The organism is Lentzea sp. CA-135723, from assembly GCF_050936595.1.
Classification (GTDB): domain Bacteria; phylum Actinomycetota; class Actinomycetes; order Mycobacteriales; family Pseudonocardiaceae; genus Lentzea.
This window is the reverse complement of the sequence record NZ_JBNJMK010000001.1, coordinates 914,619-931,627: the sequence shown is the minus strand read 5'-3', so window position 1 is coordinate 931,627 and position 17,009 is coordinate 914,619. Positions and strand designations below refer to the sequence as shown.

Here is a 17,009-nt window from a genome sequence, read left to right as displayed (position 1 = left end):
TCCACTCCACCGCGGCCTCCCAAGGTGTGTTTAGCTTCGCTATACAGGCTTGCATAGAATGTTTCGATTTTCTAAACGACAATCTGACCACACGCTTGGGGCATGAGCTCCGCAACCGGCCTCGCCACGCCTCCGACGTCCGCCCTGTCCGAACCGCGCTCGACGTGGTCCGTCGATCGACTCGATGCCCGAGTGGCGCTCATTCTCGGAGCGGCCACGTTCGGCCTGACCGGGCCGCTCATCGCCCTGTCCAGCACGACCGCCAGCACCTCGGCCTTCTACCGCGCGCTGCTCGCCGTGCCGCTGCTGATCGTCATGCGCGCCATGAGACGCCGACACGGGGAGAGGCCTGTTCAGCGCACCGCTTCCCAGCGGTGCACCGCTCTTCTCGCCGGCGCCTTTCTCGGCGTGGACATGGTGCTGTGGACCAAGTCGATCCTGGCCGTCGGAGCAGGAGTCGCGACCGTCTTGGTTCACGTCCAAGTCGTTGCGGTCCCACTGGCCTGTCTGATGCTCTACGGCGAGCGCGTGTGACGGTCTTTCTGGGCGCTGGCCCCGATCCTGCTGTGCGGTGTGGCAATCGCCGGCGGCGCGATCGGCCAGTCCAGCACCGCGGCGGCGCCGTGGTACGGAACTCTCATGGGCGTCGCGGCCGGCGTCGCCTACACCGGATACCTGCTGCTGTTCCGGCGGACGAGCTCTGACGCGCGCCAGCGTCTCGCCAACCTGACCGACATCACGATCGCGGCGGCCGCTGTGGCGGCGATCGGTGGCGTGTTCACCGGTGACCTGGACCTGACTCCCAGCTGGAGCACCCTCGCCTGGTTGCTGGTCGCCGCGGTCACCGGGCAGGTCATCGCCTGGGTCCTGGTCGGCTCGGGTCTTTCCCGCCTGGCACCGAGCACGGGCAGCGCGCTCCTGCTCGTTCACCCGATCGCTGGTCTGGTGCTCTCCGCGCTGCTGCTCGCCGAGGTGATCTCCCTCGTGCAACTGCTCGGCTGCGCGATCGTGCTGGTGACCGTCGCCCTGCTGACCCGGCCGCGGCCGTGACGTTCTCCCAGCAAGATCGGCTACCTGTTCGCTCCATCCGGTGCTGCGTTGGCGGGAACGTTGGCCTTCAACGTCTTCATGGTGAAACGGGACTGGAGCTTGGCCAGGCCCGGCAGATCCGCCAGGTGCTCGGTCATGAACAGTTCGTAGGTCTGCAGGTCCGCCACGGCAACGAGCGCTTGGTAGTCGGGAGCCCCGAAGGTGCGGCGGGCCTCGATCACCTCGTCGAAGGCGACCAGAGCAGCCTCGAACTCGCGGATGGTCGACTTGGCCTGGTCCTTGAGCTCGAAGTCGACGTGCACCTCGAACCCGCGGCCGATCGCGACCGGATCGACGCGGGCGTGATAGCCCTGGATGATCCCGTCCTCCTCCAGCCTTCGTATCCGGCGCAGGCACGGAGACGGCGTGAGGCCGACGAGGTCGGCGATCTCGGTGTTGGACTGGCGGCAGTCCCGGCGCAGCTGTTCCAGGATTGCGCGGTCGATGCGATCCACGCACAAATTGTGCGCCAGCCGAGCCGCCTCCGGCAATCTTCGCAATCGCATGCCAAGCCCAGATCCCTAACGTGATGACCAGCCACTGCGACGGAAACCCAAGGGGCACAACATGAGCGCTTCCACCGACAGCCGCGCCACCGGACAGGCCGGCACGACGCCGGCAGAGTTCTGGTCCACCGCTCGCCGCCGGCTGATCCGCTACTCCGGCAGCGACTTCGTCCCCGCGATGATCGAACGCGCGGCCGGGTCGGAGGTGTTCGACCACGAGGGCCGCGCGATCCTGGACTTCACCTCGGGGCAGATGAGCGCGCTGCTGGGGCACTCGCACCCCGAGATCGTGGCCACCGTGTCGGAGTCGATCGCGACGCTGGACCACCTGTTCAGCTGGATGCTCTCGCGGCCCGTGGTCGAGCTGGCCGACACGCTGATCGGGACGCTGCCCGAGCCGTTGAGCAAGGTGCTGCTGCTCAGCACCGGCGGCGAGTCCAACGAGGCCGCCATCCGCATGGCCAAGATGTACACCGGCGGGCACGAGATCGTCGCGTTCGACCAGTCCTACCACGGCGTTACCCACGCCTCCGGCGCCGCGACCTTCGCCGTCCCGCGCCGCGGCTACGGACCCGTCGCCCCAGGCAACATCTCCATCCCCTCACCGAACGCCTACCGGCCGCTGTTCAGCCGCGACGGCCAGTACGACTGGCAGTCCGAATTGGACTACGCGTTCACTCTCGTCGACCGGCAGTCGGTCGGGTCGCTCGCGGCGTTCATCGCCGAGCCGATCCTGAGCACCGGCGGCATCATCGAGCCCCCGCCCCGCTACTTCGCTGCCCTCAAGCGCAAGTGCGAGGAACGCGGCATGCTCCTGATCATCGACGAGGCCCAGACCGGCCTGTGCCGCACCGGCGACTGGTACGCCTTCCAGCACGACGGCATCACCCCCGACATCCTCACCCTGTCCAAGACCCTCGGCGCCGGCCTGCCGCTGTCGGCGGTGATCACCAGCGACGAGATCGAACAGGTCAGCCACGAACGCGGCTTCTACTTCGGCACCACCCACGTCAACGACCCACTGCCCGCCGCCGTCGGACTCACCGTCATCGACGTCCTCACCCGCGGCGCCTACGACCAGATCGCCCGCCGCCTCGGCGACCGCCTGCGCACCGGACTGCTCGACCTGCAAACCCGCCACGAGGTCATCGGCGACGTCCGCGGCCGCGGACTGCTGCAGGGCATCGAACTGGTCACCGACCGCACCACCAAAACCCCGGCCGCCGAATTCGGTTCCAAGGCCATCAACCGCTGCCTGGAACTGGGCCTGCACCTCAACATCGTGCAATTCCCCGGCAGCAGCAGCATCTTCCGCATGGCACCGCCCCTGACCATCACCGACGCCGAACTCGACCGCGGCCTCGACATCCTCGACACCGCCCTCACCGACACCGCCCGCGGCCTCTGATCAACCTCACCCGGTAGTCCGCGTCGAGCCCAGAGCCCGACGCGGACACCAACCCCTCCACCAGAGCAAGACATCAAGTGCACACCCTCGTGCTCAAAGCCGTCCTCACCCCACTCCTCATCGGTGCCGCGAGCGCAGCCGGACGCCGGTGGGGCCACCAGATCGGCGGCTGGCTCGTCGCCCTCCCCCTCACCTCCGGACCCGTCGCCTACTTCCTCGCCACCGACTACGGCACCGACTTCGCCGCCCAGGCGTCCACCGGCATGCTCGCCGCCACCGCCTCCCAAGTCCTTCTAGCACTCGCGTATCGCAGCACCGCCACGCGGGGAGCGCTCACCGCGTTCATCGCCGGGACCGCAGTGTTCGCCGCTGCCACCCTCGCGCTCACGTACTTGCAGTGGCCGGCGCTACCCACGTTCTTGCTCGTACTCGGCACGATCGGCGTGGCCGTCGCGCTGACCCGACGAACTCGGGCGCAGCATGACCGGCAGCCTTCTGTGGCAAAGCCACCATGGTGGGACATGCCCGCCCGGATGGTCGTGGCCACCGGGGTCGTACTCACGATCACCACGCTCGCCCCGATTATCGGCCCGCAGCTGGCAGGCCTGCTGTCACCGTTTCCCGTCTTCGGCGTCATCCTCGCGCTGTTCACCCACCTCACCCACGATCACCATGCAGCATCAGCGGTCCTCGACGGCCTCGTCCTCGGCCTCGCAGCACCAGCAGTGTTCTTCCTCGTTCTGTCACAGGGCCTGGCTGCGCTCGGCCTGTCGGCTTTCGTGCTGGCAACCCTCGGCGCGCTGCTGACACAACTGGTGACCATGATCGCGATGGAGCGCGCCGCGCCGCGCCAACTTGCAACCTGAGCGGCATCGCTCTTCGCACCAGACGGCGAGGATCGCTCACGGAGCCGAAACGTCTGCCGCGGGTTCACCACGAACACCCGGTAGCCGGCAGCCACCAGTGCTCCCACCCACGGGCCGCGATCGGTCTCGATCCAGATCAACACCTGATCTGGACCAGCGTCTGGGCTGAGCCGTTCAGCGATCAACGCATGGAGACGCCCGATTCTCTCCTCCCATCAGGTAACCGGACCTTCCCGAGCACTCGACCGTTCTCGTTCATGATCTCTATGTCGTGAGGACCCTCAGCCCGGTCATCACCGACGAACAGCACGCCACACCTCCAGCGACTCACACGGAATCGGGAGAACGCCGTAGCCACCAGCGGGCGCACGAACCTCGGGCGGACTCACCAACTCCGAATGCGCCAAGTGCTCACCCGCAAGGCAGCCATCTCGTAGAGGGCTGACGGTCGCCCGGCGCGGCATCCTCTGACTGCCGCGCGAAGGTGCACTAAATCGTGTGACACCGCCCGCGGGAAAGCGAGATCGCCCGCCAGCCGCGAGCGCTAGTCCCGTAGTTCCGCGAGGACATCGGCGGCATCGGTGTTGCCCAAGTCGGCCAGTCTGCGGAGCTCGTCGACGTCCTCGCGTTCACCTGCCAGTTCGACGAGCACGTCGACGGCGTCGGTGCTGCCCGAGGCCGCGAGGCGGCGCAGCTCGTCCATGTCGCCGGCCTCGCCGGCGAGCTCGACCAGCTGGTCGACGGCGTCCTGGTCGCCGGCATCAGCTCGGCGTCGCAGCTCGTCCCGTTCATCCATGGCACACCTCTTCGAGTTCGCGACGGTCCGGGCGACGGCCGGGGAGTCGTCGCCCAGGATCTTGCTGTGGTTGCTCGCGACCTTCGCGCTCAGTGTGACGTTCAGGTTGGCGGCCAGTTCGTTGAGCTCGATGGTGACGTGAGCGTGCTCGTCGAAGGTCCGGGCACCCGCGCCGATCGTTTCCCGCGGGAACGCGGCCGGGCAAGGCCGCGGGCGTAGAGATGGCGTCAGGAAATCTTTACGCCGTCAGCCACCCACGTGGATGCCTGGCCGTCGTTCCGGATCCGGCTCGCCCGCTCGGATGATCTCCCGCACGACCGGCGCGGTGTCGCCGCGGCCGAGGAGCAGGTACCGGAAGAGGTGGCCGAGCGGATTGCCTTCACTCCAGGCGAAGTGGCAGTGCGGGCGGACACCGGTGCAGTCGCGCAGGGCCAGCAGGATGGCGGCGATGGCGTTGGGTGCGGCAGGGCTGCCGGCCCGCAACACCCGGTGCCCGTCGACCTCGACGCCACGCACCTGGAGCACGTCGCTGAAGCCGGACGGATCGACCACGTCGATCTCCAGGAACAACACGTCGGCTCCGCCGGGCACGGGGTTGGCCTCGCGTTGTTCGGCTTCCTTCTCCGCGTACTCGGCGGCGTCACCGGCCTGGCGCCGGTTGGCGATGAGGGTCAGGCGGCCGTCGTGCACGAGCGAGTCGGTGACGAACCGGCGGGCGGCCTCGTCGAGTTCGATGTGCTCGACCCGCAGTTCGGTCGTGCGGGTCACGCGGGACACCAGGGAGATGGCGATGATGCCGAGGATGAAGAACAGCGAGATCGTGATGCCGTCCGGCTTCTCGATCACGTTCTCCACCAACGCGTAGAGCAGGATCAGCGTCAGCGCGGTGAACGCCAGCGCGGCCACCCGTTGTTTGCGCCGCAACGCGGAGATGGCGACGGCGACCGATGCGGACACCATCATGGCCAGGATGCCGGTGGCGTAGGCGCCCGCCTGGGCGTTGACGTCGGCGTTGAAGATGATCGTGACCAGGATGCAGATCGCGGTGTAGACGATCACCACGGGACGGACCGCGCGCGACCACTCCGGTGCCATGCCGTAGGAGGGCAGGTAGCGCGGCACGATGTTGATCAGGCCCGCCATCGCCGACGCGCCCGCGAACCACAGGATCAGGATGCTGCTGATGTCGTAGGCAGTGCCGACGCCCTCGCCGAGGAGTTCGTGCGCGAGGTAGGCGAGCGCGCGGCCGTTGGCCTCGCCGCCGGGCCGGAACTTCTCCGCCGGGATCAGCACGGTCGTGACGAAGCTCGTTGTGACCAGGTAGACCGACATGATCAGGGCGGCCGCGGTGAGCAGCTTGCGGGTGTTGCGGATGCGGTCGCGCAGGCGTTCCTCGGCGGTCTCGCCCTTGGCGGCCACCAACGGCATCATGCTCACGCCGGTCTCGAAGCCGGACAGGCCCAGCACGAGCAGCGGGAACGCGAGGATCGCCGGCCCGGCCACGCCGGCCAGCCCGTCACCGCCGGAGGTCAGCGCCTCCAGCCACCGGTCCAACGCGATCGGCTCGCTCACCACCTGCGCCACGCCCGCGACCACGATCACGGCGTTGAGCAGCAGGAACACGGCGACCAGCGGGATCGCGACGCCGACGGCCTCGCTGAACCCCAGCAGGAACACGCCGCCCAGCACGAGCAGCAGCACCACGGTCACGAGCACCTCGTGACCGTGCAGGAAGCTCGGCGTCAACGGGTTCTCGATCAGGTGCACCGTCGCGTCCGCGGAGGACAGGGTGATGGTGATGATCCACGAGGTGGCGACGAACCCGAGCAGGACGAGGACGAAGAGCTTGCCGCGCCAGAACGGCAGCAGGTGCTCGAGCATCGCCACGGAGCCCTGGCCGTGCGGGCTTTCCTTCGCCACCCGCCGGTACATCGGCAGCATGCCCAGCAGCGTCAGCGCCACGATCAGCAGCGTGGCCAGCGGCGAGACCGCCCCGGCCGCCAGCGCGGCGATGGCGGGCAGGTACGACAGGGTGGAGAAGTAGTCCACGCCGGTCAGGCACATGACCTTCCACCACGACTGGGGCTCGGCGTGGGACTCGTCGCTCTCCGGGCCGACCACCGGCTGGACCCGGTGCTTCAGCATCCACCGGCCCAGCCCGGTCGCCGGTGCCTGCGGCCGGACCGGGCTGTCCAAGCGCGCGGGCACCTCTAACGACGACGTGCCGGTCGTGCCTGGTCCCGGATGGTGATGTTCGCTCACGACACGGAAGTCAACTGACCGCGAAGTCCCACACATGTAAAGACACGAGGTGACCGGCGTTAGGATTCCGTAAAGATCCTCAGGCCAGGTCGTCGAGCCTTTCGACGTCGGCGGTCCGGCCCGCGACGATCAAGACATCACCGCGGTTCACCACTGTCTCCGCCGTGGCGTACGTGAACCCGTCACCGACACGTTTCACGCCGACGACGGTGACGCCGTACTTCGACCGCAGCTTGCTGGAGCCGAGTGGCTGCCCGACGGCCTCCTCCGGCGCACGGGTCTTGGCGATGGCGTAGTCGTCCTCGAACTCGATGTAGTCGAGCAGGCGACCGGTCACCAGATGCGCGACGCGTTCGCCCATCTCGTGCTCGGGCAGCACGACGTGGTGTGCGCCGATGCGCTCCAGGATCCGGCCGTGCTCGCGGCTGATCGCCTTGGCCCAGATGGTCGGCACGCCGAGGTCCACCAGCAACGCGGTGGTGAGGATGCTCATCTCCAGGTTCGTGCCGATGCCGACGACCGCGCGCTCGAACTCGTCCACGCCGAGTTGACGCATGACCTCGGCATCGGTGCTGTCGGCGATGACCGCGTGGGTGAGGTCGTCGGCATACCGCTGGATGATCTTCGGGTCGGAGTCGACGCCCATCACCTCGACTCCCTTGGCGACCAGCTCCAGCGCGAGCGAGCTGCCGAACCGGCCGAGGCCGAGTACGACGACGCGGGATGCCTTATCCGACAATGGGACGCTCCTCAGGTAGTTCGTAACGTCGTTTGCGCTCGCGCAACGCCAGCGCGGACACGAGAGTGATCGGGCCGAGCCGCCCGACGAACATCAGCACGATGATCACCAGCTGGCCGGTCGTGGACAGCTTCGGGGTGATGCCGGTGGACATGCCGACACCGCCGAACGCCGACGTCGTCTCGAACAGCACGTCATCGAGGCGGAACGAGCTCGTCGCGAGGATCACCATGGTCGCCGCCATGACGAGTCCGACGCCCAGCAACGCCACCGTGACGGCCTGGCGCTGCACGTCCGCTCCGATCCTGCGGCCCATGACGTGCACCGACGGTTCCGCTCGCACCTCGGCGTAGAGCACGAAGGCGAGCAACGCGAACGTCGTCACCTTGATGCCGCCGGTCGTGCCCGCGCTGCCGCCGCCGATGAACATCAGCACGTCGTTGACGAGCAGGGTCGCCGGTTGCAGCTGGGCGATGTCGACGGTGTTGAACCCCGCCGTGCCAGGCATGACGCCGTGGAAGAGCCCGATCAGCAGCTTGTCGCCGAACCCGAACGGCCCGAGCGTGCCAGCGCGGCCCCACTCCACGACGAGCACCACGAGGGTGCCGAAGGCCATGAGCGACAGGTAGACCGGCACGGTGATCCTGGTGTGCAGCGACCAGCGTTGCTTGCGGCGGCGCAGGATCTCGAACAGCACCGGAAAACCGAGTCCGCCGGTGACCGCGACCGCCACGATCGTCAGGCACACCCAGGGATCGGTCGCGTATCGCATCAGGTTGTCCGGGTAGAGCGCGAGGCCGACGCTGTTGAACGCCGACACCGAGTGGAACACCCCGGAGTACAGCGCCCGACCGAAGGATTCGCCGTAGCCGAGCCAGAACCGCAGCGCGAGCAGCACCGCGCCGACGGCCTCCACCGCGAGGCTGATGATGACGACGCCCGCGATCACCCGGCGGACGTGCCCCAGGTTCAGCGTGTTCGTCTCCGTCTTCACGGTGAGCTGCATGTGCAGGCCGAGCCGATGCGAGACCAGCAACGCCAGGAGCGAGGCGAGCGTCATGATGCCGAAGCCGCCGATCTGGAACAGCAGCAGCACGATCACCTCGCCGAACACCGACCAGTGCGACCCGGTGTCGACCACGGCGAGCCCGGTGCCGGTGATGCCGGAGACCGAGGTGAACAACGCGACCATGAAGCCAGTCGAGCGACCGGACTCCGCGGCGACGGGAAGCATCAGCAACGCCGTGCCGAGCACGACCGCGGCCAGGAAAGCGAGGACGACGAGGCGAGCCGGTTGCCGCCAGCCAGAGATCACCGTGACACCCTATCCGTCCACTACGGATGCACGACCGACTCCAGCGCCTCCACCGCGTCACCCACGCCGTTCTCGGCTCGGATCACCGCACCGAGCTCGGCGGCGGGCAGGTCGACCGCCGACCTGATTGCCGCCGCGAGGCCTTCCGCCGTCAGCTTCTGCTGCCGCAGTGGAGAAGGAGCAACCCCGACCTCGTGCATCCGCCGCGCCCAATGCGGCTGGTCCGCCACGAACGGGCACACCACCTGCGGCACGCCCGCCGCGAGCGCGGCCGCCGTCGTTCCGCCACCTCCGTGGTGCACCACGGCGTCCACGCGCGGGAACAGCCAGTCGTGCGGCACCTCGTCCACCACGAACACGTCCGGCGACGACGCCGCGGCGATCCCTCCCCACCCGGTCGCCAGCACCGCACGCACACCCGCGAGCCGCACCGCTTCCAGGACCAGTTCGCCCATCCGCTGGGCGTCCCGTCCCGCCATGCTGCCGAACCCGATGTACACGGCACCCGGCGCGACGAACTCCTCGAGATCACCGGGTGGAGTCCAGTCCGTTGGCAGGTACCAGAAGCCGGTGGTTCGCACGGTGTCCGGCCAGGCCGGGTCGACAGGGGTCACCGTCGAGCTGAACGCCTGCAACACCAAGGAGTGCGGTGCCGATCCACGCGGCAGGTCGAGCTGTTCGGCGCGCCAGGCGTTGATCACACCGGCGTAGCTGCGCAGGGTCGCCGACACCACGAGGTAGGTGGCGCGGTTGAGGAACTTCGGCAGCCGCGGCAACGGAACCATCGGGCACGGGAACGCCGAGGTGGGCACCCATCCCGGCTGCAGGGTGGCGAGCACGGCGGGCACTCCCAGCATGAGCGCCGCGTGGTGCGCGGGCACCGAAGGAGAGTGCACCACCACGTCGGCGCGGGAATCCCTTGCCACAAGCCCAACATCCCGCAAGACGTCGGCCATGAGTGGTTTGATCCGCTTCACCGTCCGAGCCGCGACGAGCTTGCCGCGCATCCCGCGATAGCCGAGCTCGATGGCCTCCTTGACCACCGGGTCGTTCATCAGCCGGTTCGGGCCCTTGTCCAGCGGCGCGAACTCGACGCCGTGTTCCGCCGCTTGGGCCGCGAACGACTCCGGGGCCGCGAGCAACGCCGAGTGCCCGCGTTCACGCAACGCCACCGCGAGCGCCAGGAAAGGCTGCACGTCACCACGTGTGCCATGGGTGACCAGCAACGCCATCATCGGACGTCGACATCGCGGAACGCCGAGAGCCAGCGGTCGTCCGCGAACAGGCCGTGTGTGAGCATCTCCAGGCCGGCACGGGCACCCCGCACCGCCGTCGCCGTCTCGGCCGGATCGCCGCCGAGCAGCCGGCCGACGTGGTCGCCCAGCAACAACGGCGCCAGCATCCACGACACGTAGGTCACCGCGCGGGCCCGTTCGTCGGCGGCCGGCCGCACCCACCCCTCGGTTTCGCCCGCGGCAAGCCACGCCTCGGTCCGCGTCACGATCTCGTCGAACAGAGCGGAGGCGCTCTCGGAGCCGTCGAGCAGCGCCCGCGCCAGGTAGCGCCGCGCGGGAGTGGCCGCGCTCAGCAGTTCGCCGAGATCGGCCTCGTCGCCGGACTTCATCGCGGCGAGCACGTGCTCGTCGCAGGCCTGGCGCAGCCCTTCCTTGGAACCGAAGTGGTGCAACACCAACGCAGCCGACACCCCGGCGTCACCGGCGATCGCCCGCACCGAGGTCCCCGCGATCCCGTCCGCCCCGAACCGCGCCAAGGCGGCGTCGCGGATGCGCGCACGTGCCGTGAGGTCTGAACGCATGTTCAGATTATTGAACAGTTGTTTAGTCCGGGTCAAGGTCACCGAACGGGCGTCAGCACCTGCGGGACGCGCTGCTTCGGCAGTTCCGGAACGTTGCGGTCGTACTCGCAGTCGTGCAGCGGTGCGGTGGCCGCGCGCAACGTGGACACGAGCAAGACTCCGGCGAACGCACACCCGCCGATCACCAGCGCGTCGTGCCCCGACTGCGCCGTGAAGGTCAGCTCGCCGAGGCGGCCGAGCACGAATCCCGAGTGCAGGCACCAGCACAGTGCGGCGGTGGCGAGCGTCGCCCAGGCGGTGCTGAGCACGGCCATCAGGTCGACGACCGCGACCATCGCCACCACGAACACCACCGGTTCATGACGCGCACCGGCGACGAGGAACGTCAGGGCGACGGCCAGTGCCGCCCCCAACGGGAACGCGAAGCCTCCGGGAACGGGTGTGCGCATACCTCCATTCCACCTGGCACCAAAGGAAAAGAGGAGAGCTCATGACGTTGTCCGAACGCGGGGCCGGCACATCCTTATGCGGTCTTTTCGGACGTGGAACCGGTCGACCCACCGCCGGGGTGTCAGGCGGCCGTTGAGCGGTCCGCGGACTCCTCCACCGTCTCCATGAACTCCTCGACGCCCTGTACGGAAAAGGCTCTTGAAGCCGTGCGAACCGGCGCGTTTTCATGGAACCACGAACGGCCTTCACTCCGAGCCGCCCTTCCCTTGGACGGACCATGTCTCTCCAGCGCGCTCTCGTGACCGCCGCGAAGGTCGAACGGATGGGTGACCTCGCCCGGCACGGCACCGTCTCGGGCGTCGACGCCGTCCTGCTCAGTCGCTACTACGAACGGTTCACCGACCACGCCGTGTCGGTGGCCCGCCTCTTTCCCCCTGCGCCCCAACGACCTACTCTGAGTACCGGTGTGCCGGGAAGTCTGGTCGGCGTGACTGCCTCTTCGTGCGAAGGAACAGGTCATGCCCACCAGAAGAGCTCTTGTCATCGGCACGGGTGTCGCGGCGCTGGCGACCACGTACCGCTTGCTGCGCAGTGACTGGGAAGTGACGCTCGCAGACGAACAGAACCCACGGCCCGCAGACGAGTTCCCGTTCCCGCTCACCGGCATCGGCTTCGAGGCCGCGGAACGCTTCGGCCTCCTGCCCGCACTCTCCGAACGCCGGCAACCTCCCTGCGCGCTCGTCCGGGTCGACGCGACCGGCTTGCCTCTCGCGGTACGGCCACGACCGGGCCGTCGCTCCCCCGTGCTCCGTCCACAGGATGTGATCGAGGTGCTGCACGAGGCGCTCGGCCCACTGCCGACCCGTTCCGCACCGATCTCGCTGACACCGGATTCCTGGGGCGTCACAGCGGAGTTCGCGAACCACGACGAGGACTGGTTCGACCTGGTCGTGGGTGCGGACGGTCCTGACTCCCAGGTCCGGCAGGCGCTGTTCGGTCCCGCACCCGCGCCCGTCGGCTGGTCGACGCTCTCCGACCGGATCGCGATGCGCCCGACCTGTGCCGTGGCGATGGACCTGGAGACCAGATCGGTGCGCCTGCATCCGTTGCACGACGGCAATGCGGCCGTGTCGTTCCGGTGGCCGGCCGGCATCGCGTGGCCGGACGCGTTCACCGACCTCGGCTGGCTCGTCCCTGAACTGCTGTCCCTTGTGGACGGTTCGCACCGGGTCAGGACACCTCAGGAACCACCGTCGCGGTGGACCCACCGCCGTGTCGTTCTGATCGGTTCGGCGGCCTGGGGCACGGACGCCACCGCCGCACTGTCCCTGGGCGCCGCGGAACTGCTCGGTGACGCCCTCGACATCTTCCCCGACGAGGACACCTCGCTGCGGTGGTGGGACCAGACCCTGAGGCCCTGCGCGCGGCGTGCCACCAAGCGCCTCGTGGCAGTTCACCGATCGTGATCCGCCTGCCGCCACCACATCGCCGTCGCCACCACACCGGCCGTGCCCACGAGCAGCACCAGGCCGTTGCCGACCAGACCCGGCGCAGGTTGGTCGGGACCGGCCAGCCCGCTCAGCACGGCGGGTACCGACCACGGGAAGAACTCGCCGTAACCGAGCGCGGCGACGATCTGGGCGCAGAACACCGCCATGATCATCACGCCGACTCCCGGCAGGTAACCACGCCCCACGCACGCTGCGAGCGCCACCGGTGTCGTCAGCACGATCGTCATGAGCGCGACCACCGCTACCCGCACCAGCCCGGTCAGGACCACTGCGGCGGACCAGCCGGGCAGGCCGAGCAGAGAACCGGTGGCCAGCCCCAGCAGGAACAGCTGCGTGGTCAGCACCAGACACCAGGCCGTCGTCACGGCGAACTTGGCCGCGACGATCACGACGCGCGACGTCGGCAAAGCCAGGAGGTCCTTCACCGTGTTCTGGCTGTACTCCCGGCCGAACGTCCAGACGGACACCATTCCGAACACGATCATTCCGCCGATCGCGGTGCTCTGCGACAGGAAGGCGAGGTAGGTCGGCCAGTCCGCCTGACCACCGGCCAGAGCCGCCTTGGTGCCGATCAGCCCGAGGGAACGGGCGCGGTCCTGGTCCTGCAGGATGAACATGAACATGCCGCCCACCAAGGCGACCACGGTGAACGCGACGGCCGTCATCCACGGCATGTGCGAGCGGCGTGCCTTCATCGCCTCCGTCACCAGCGCGGCGATCACGCGTTCACCACCCGCAGGAAGAACGCTTCCAGGTCGTCCTGCTCGACGAGCAGGCGGTACGGCGGACAACCGGCCTCGACCAGCGCGGTCACCACGGCCTCCGGCTCGCTGATCGCGCGAACGTCGGTCAGCACGAGCTGATCACCCTCAGACCTCGAGATGTCGAACCCCGCCGCGCGCAGGGCGTGCCCGGCCCGTTCGTGATCGCGGGCCGACACCACCAACCGCTGCTGGACTTGCTCGGCGAGCTGGTCCGCGGCGATCTCGCGGACCAGGCGTCCGTGGTCGATCACGCCAACGCGAGTGGCGAGCCGCGCGACCTCGGTGAGGATGTGGCTCGACAACACGACCGTGACGCCGTGCTCCTGGTTCAGTTCCCGCAGCAGGTCCCGGATCTCGACGACGCCGGCGGGGTCCAGGCCGTTGGCGGGTTCGTCGAGGATCAGCAGATCCGGCTGGTGCAGCAAGGCTTTCGCGAGCCCGAGCCGCTGAGCGTTGCCCAAGGACAGAGTGCGTGCTCGCTGACGCGCGTACGGCGTCAACCGCAGCCGGTCGATCACCTCGTCCACAGGTGCGCGACCGCGCAGTCCCCGCAAGCGCGCCGCGACCGTCAGGTTCTCCTCCACGGTGAGCTCCGGGTACGCCGCGGGCGTCTCCACCAGGTAGCCAACCCGCGACCAGACCGCATGCGCGCCCGGCCGCACCACGCCGCCCAGGACCGCAACGCTGCCCGCAGAAGGCCGGACCATGCCCAGCAACATCCGGATGGTCGTCGTCTTGCCCGCCCCGTTGAGCCCCAGCAACGCGTAGATCTCGCCTGAGGCGACGTGTAGCGACACGTCGTCGACCGCGGTCACCGCGCCGTAGCGCTTGGTCAGCCCGTTCGCCTCGATCACCGCAGAGCTCACGACTTGACCTTCACGCAGTACACGGTGCGTTCGATCTCGGACACCGGCAACGCGCGACCGGAAGGCTTCACGTAACGGCTGGAGAACTCCTCCGGCCCGAGCTGCTCGACCTGCTCCCAACCGCACGGCCGAAGGAAGTCCTCGACCTCGTCCGGCATGAGCCCGAACTTCCACATCCGACGCTTCGTCACGAACTCGCGGTGTCCCGCCTCCGCGCCGAACATCGCCCCGCCGTCCAGGAAGTCCTTGCGCAAGAACGTGAACACCAACTCGCTGCCGACCGGCGCCTCGGCCAGGAAGCCGAAGGTCGCCCGAACCGCTTCCTCCGTCAGGTACTGGGTGACCGCCTCCCACACGAAGAACACCGGCTCGTCCCCGCCGTACCCGTGCTCCGCGAGCGCGTTCGCGAGGTCCTGCCGCTCGAAGTCCACCGGCACCAGGGTCAACCCAGACGGCACAACCTTGAACAAGGCGACAAGACGATCGCGCTTCGCCTGCACGTTCGCCGGCAGGTCGACCTCGAACACCCTGCCGTCCCAGCTCCCACAACCGCGGGTGTCGAAGCCCGCACCGAGCACGACCGCCGTACGCGCGGCGGTGACGTCGAGGCGATCGTCGATGTACCGCTTGCGGCACAACATGCTCGCCCACAGGCCTGGGACCTTCTTCTCGGTGGCGGACACCAGGGCATCCCGCACCGGTCGCCAACGAGCGGCTGCCACCGCCAGCCGGCCGCTGGTGGGCAGAATGCGAGCCGCGAGTTCATCTCGCACCAAGGGATGTTTCTCGAACTGGTCCACAGCGGCGATGACCATCGGCCCGACGGCCGTACCTGTGACAGCGGTGTCCACGAAAGCTCCTCGAAGTCAGCGTCGATCACTTCGCCGACCAGGCTTCCCGGCACACCCTGCGCACAGATTACCGTCACTCCCCTGGTGCGGAACAAGGCTCTCCAGCGCCCCAGAAGCGGTCCGAGGAACTCGGTCGGCCAGGCCGGCTCGACGGACCTGTGCGTTCAGCTGATCGGGAAGCGCCCGCCCTCGGCGGTGATGACCCTCGCCGCCAGCGCCTCGAATTCGCGGCGAGTCCGTTTCCTGTGCTCGCCGCTGGTGTCTCCGAGCAGTAGCTCGGCCAGCTCGTCGAGCCCCCACGTGACGAGGACTCCGTGCCGCGCGAGATAGAGCCCCACCGCACGGACGTGGTTGAGGTCAGTGGTGTCGAGCCACGCGTACAGCAGGATCTGCCACAACCACCGCGAGACCCTGTCCGGGTCGGCCACCGACATCACGGTCTTGACGTCGACCAGCAACGTCTCGCTGCTCGTGCCCACCAGCAGGTCGCCATCAGCCCAGTTCGGCACGAAGGTTGGGGCAGCAACTCCGAGAGGAACACCTGGTCCGGGGTTGCCGGCAAGACGCCGGAACTCGTCGAGCGCGGTGTGCCGGGTCAGCTTGACCAGCTCGGCCACCGCCTGCTCGCTGGGCAGGGCACGCAGGTCCTCGGGACGGCCACCGGTGCGCAACACGCCGGCCAGGCGCTCGTCGACCTCGCCGGAACGGTAGATGCCCTCGCACGCGGAGATCACCCAAGCCGAGCGCGCCAGCCCGGCCTCGGCGCCGTCCGAGCCGAATTGCCCGACCGGAGCGTGCGCGGCCTGGTAGGCGCGGGTACGGGCGAGAAGATCGCGCAACGCGACACTCGCGGACTGCTCGGCGCCGCGGACGTCGCCAGTCCGCCCCAGGTCGAGCCAGCCGTCCGGGGTACGGCGCAAAGACAGCGCGCGGGCGCGGTGGTCAGCGTCGAGCTCCTGATGGCTCGGATACGCGGCGGCCTCCGCGTGCGCCTGAGCGAACGACAACCATCCAGCCCGGATCATGCCCAGCAGCGCGCCGTACGGCGGGGCGGGGTCGACCAGGTCCGCCAAGCGTTGACCGAAAGCTCCCCCGATGTCAGCCCAGTGGCGCCTGTCGGGCCGTCCGGCAGGCCGGACGAGGCCCTGGCCGGCGGCCTTGGCGGCGGCGGTGACCTGGCCGACGGCCTCGGGCGTGCCGGTGAACGTCACCGCACACCAGCGGCCCAGCTCGCCGCGGTTCAACTGACTGGTCAGGCTCACCGGTGCACCAGCCCCTGCATCCGGGTCGCTTGCTCCGCGCCTAGCACTCCGGGAATCTCGTGGGAGATCACGATGATTTGGCTCATCGCCTTGCGTTGCCCCCTTCTCTGCACTTACGGCAAATTGGCGCTGGTTTAAGCATTCTCCATGGCTGCGAGGTGCTCCCCAAGAACATCGCCAGGATTAGAGGCTCAGGCTGCAGCAGCGTGGTACGCCCAGGCGGTAGTCCCGTCGTAGGTTATCCAGTTGGCGAGACGCCCGTGGAAGATGCCGAGGAGGCGGTTGGTGAGGTGGCGCAGGGTGGCGTTGTGTCGCACGCCCTGGGCGCGTCGGCCGTCGTAACGGGCCCGTTGCCGGGTGAAATGTTCAACGCGCTCATCGGCTACGCAGAGTCCGTCCCCGTTCGACGCATACCCGGAAGCCCTCTAAACTGGTGCGGCCTGTAACAGTCGGCCCAACTAGCCGCCTGGAGGCTGCCGCGCCGAAACATTCCGCCTTCTGTCGCTTC

At 68.5% G+C, this 17,009-nt stretch carries 18 protein-coding genes; 6 read left to right on the top strand and 12 right to left on the bottom strand.

Annotated features, from left to right (window positions below; all coding sequences use genetic code 11):
- Positions 1-102 precede the first annotated feature (102 nt).
- Both ACQEU1_RS03820 and ACQEU1_RS03815 read left to right on the top strand, forming a co-directional pair.
- Complete coding sequence (locus ACQEU1_RS03820; protein ID WP_433196248.1) at positions 103-534, top strand: EamA family transporter; 432 nt, start codon at positions 103-105, stop codon at positions 532-534.
- A 39-nt stretch (positions 535-573) separates the two neighbouring features.
- Positions 574-1,050, top strand: a complete 477-nt coding sequence (locus ACQEU1_RS03815) for an EamA family transporter (protein ID WP_433196246.1) — start codon at positions 574-576, stop codon at positions 1,048-1,050.
- A gap of 20 nt (positions 1,051-1,070) precedes the next feature.
- Here ACQEU1_RS03815 and ACQEU1_RS03810 read toward each other — a convergent pair whose 3' ends face one another.
- Positions 1,071-1,544: an Lrp/AsnC family transcriptional regulator gene (locus ACQEU1_RS03810; protein ID WP_433196244.1), complete on the bottom strand. Its 474-nt coding sequence runs from the start codon at positions 1,542-1,544 to the stop codon at positions 1,071-1,073.
- Between the two features lie 112 nt (positions 1,545-1,656).
- Here ACQEU1_RS03810 and ACQEU1_RS03805 point away from each other — a divergent pair, with 112 nt between their 5' ends.
- Positions 1,657-3,003, top strand: a complete 1,347-nt coding sequence (locus ACQEU1_RS03805) for an aspartate aminotransferase family protein (protein WP_433196242.1) — start codon at positions 1,657-1,659, stop codon at positions 3,001-3,003.
- A 77-nt stretch (positions 3,004-3,080) separates the two neighbouring features.
- Complete coding sequence (locus ACQEU1_RS03800) at positions 3,081-3,869, top strand: hypothetical protein (RefSeq protein WP_433196240.1); 789 nt, start codon at positions 3,081-3,083, stop codon at positions 3,867-3,869.
- 544 nt (positions 3,870-4,413) lie between these two features.
- Here ACQEU1_RS03800 and ACQEU1_RS03795 read toward each other — a convergent pair.
- Positions 4,414-4,665: a hypothetical protein gene (locus ACQEU1_RS03795; protein WP_433196238.1), complete on the bottom strand. Its 252-nt coding sequence runs from the start codon at positions 4,663-4,665 to the stop codon at positions 4,414-4,416.
- Here ACQEU1_RS03795 and ACQEU1_RS03790 point away from each other — a divergent pair.
- Complete coding sequence (locus ACQEU1_RS03790) at positions 4,664-4,807, top strand: hypothetical protein (RefSeq protein ID WP_433196236.1); 144 nt, start codon at positions 4,664-4,666, stop codon at positions 4,805-4,807. The genes ACQEU1_RS03795 and ACQEU1_RS03790 overlap by 2 nt on opposite strands.
- A 104-nt stretch (positions 4,808-4,911) precedes the next feature.
- Here ACQEU1_RS03790 and ACQEU1_RS03785 read toward each other — a convergent pair whose 3' ends face one another.
- The 6 genes from ACQEU1_RS03785 to ACQEU1_RS03760 form a co-directional block, all read right to left on the bottom strand.
- On the bottom strand, positions 4,912-6,729 hold the full coding sequence (locus ACQEU1_RS03785) for an amino acid transporter (protein WP_433211301.1): 1,818 nt from the start codon (positions 6,727-6,729) through the stop codon (positions 4,912-4,914).
- Between the two features lie 277 nt (positions 6,730-7,006).
- The gene (locus ACQEU1_RS03780) at positions 7,007-7,666 is read right to left on the bottom strand and encodes a potassium channel family protein (protein ID WP_433196234.1); all 660 of its coding nucleotides are present in this window, start codon (positions 7,664-7,666) and stop codon (positions 7,007-7,009) included.
- On the bottom strand, positions 7,656-8,981 hold the full coding sequence (locus tag ACQEU1_RS03775) for a TrkH family potassium uptake protein (RefSeq protein WP_433196232.1): 1,326 nt from the start codon (positions 8,979-8,981) through the stop codon (positions 7,656-7,658). Before ACQEU1_RS03775 ends, ACQEU1_RS03780 begins: the two co-directional genes overlap by 11 nt.
- A 20-nt stretch (positions 8,982-9,001) precedes the next feature.
- Positions 9,002-10,213, bottom strand: a complete 1,212-nt coding sequence (locus ACQEU1_RS03770; protein WP_433211298.1) for a glycosyltransferase — start codon at positions 10,211-10,213, stop codon at positions 9,002-9,004.
- The gene (locus tag ACQEU1_RS03765) at positions 10,213-10,797 is read right to left on the bottom strand and encodes a TetR family transcriptional regulator (RefSeq protein WP_433196230.1); all 585 of its coding nucleotides are present in this window, start codon (positions 10,795-10,797) and stop codon (positions 10,213-10,215) included. The genes ACQEU1_RS03770 and ACQEU1_RS03765 overlap by 1 nt, the downstream gene beginning before the upstream one ends.
- 38 nt (positions 10,798-10,835) lie before the next feature.
- Complete coding sequence (locus ACQEU1_RS03760) at positions 10,836-11,246, bottom strand: hypothetical protein (protein WP_433196228.1); 411 nt, start codon at positions 11,244-11,246, stop codon at positions 10,836-10,838.
- 519 nt (positions 11,247-11,765) lie between these two features.
- On the opposite strand from ACQEU1_RS03760, the gene ACQEU1_RS03755 reads away from it, so the two are divergent.
- A complete protein-coding gene (locus ACQEU1_RS03755; RefSeq protein WP_433196226.1) occupies positions 11,766-12,713 on the top strand; it encodes a hypothetical protein in 948 nt (315 codons plus the stop codon).
- Here the strand turns inward: ACQEU1_RS03755 and ACQEU1_RS03750 are convergent.
- From ACQEU1_RS03750 to ACQEU1_RS03735, 4 genes are all read right to left on the bottom strand, one after another.
- Complete coding sequence (locus ACQEU1_RS03750) at positions 12,701-13,480, bottom strand: ABC transporter permease (protein WP_433196224.1); 780 nt, start codon at positions 13,478-13,480, stop codon at positions 12,701-12,703. The genes ACQEU1_RS03755 and ACQEU1_RS03750 overlap by 13 nt on opposite strands.
- Entirely contained in the window at positions 13,477-14,388 is a 912-nt protein-coding gene (locus tag ACQEU1_RS03745; protein ID WP_433196222.1) for an ABC transporter ATP-binding protein, read from the bottom strand. The genes ACQEU1_RS03750 and ACQEU1_RS03745 overlap by 4 nt, the downstream gene beginning before the upstream one ends.
- The gene (locus tag ACQEU1_RS03740; protein WP_433196220.1) at positions 14,385-15,239 is read right to left on the bottom strand and encodes an SAM-dependent methyltransferase; all 855 of its coding nucleotides are present in this window, start codon (positions 15,237-15,239) and stop codon (positions 14,385-14,387) included. The genes ACQEU1_RS03745 and ACQEU1_RS03740 overlap by 4 nt, the downstream gene beginning before the upstream one ends.
- Positions 15,240-15,403: 164 nt before the next feature.
- The gene (locus ACQEU1_RS03735; RefSeq protein WP_433196218.1) at positions 15,404-16,501 is read right to left on the bottom strand and encodes a hypothetical protein; all 1,098 of its coding nucleotides are present in this window, start codon (positions 16,499-16,501) and stop codon (positions 15,404-15,406) included.
- Positions 16,502-17,009 lie beyond the last annotated feature (508 nt).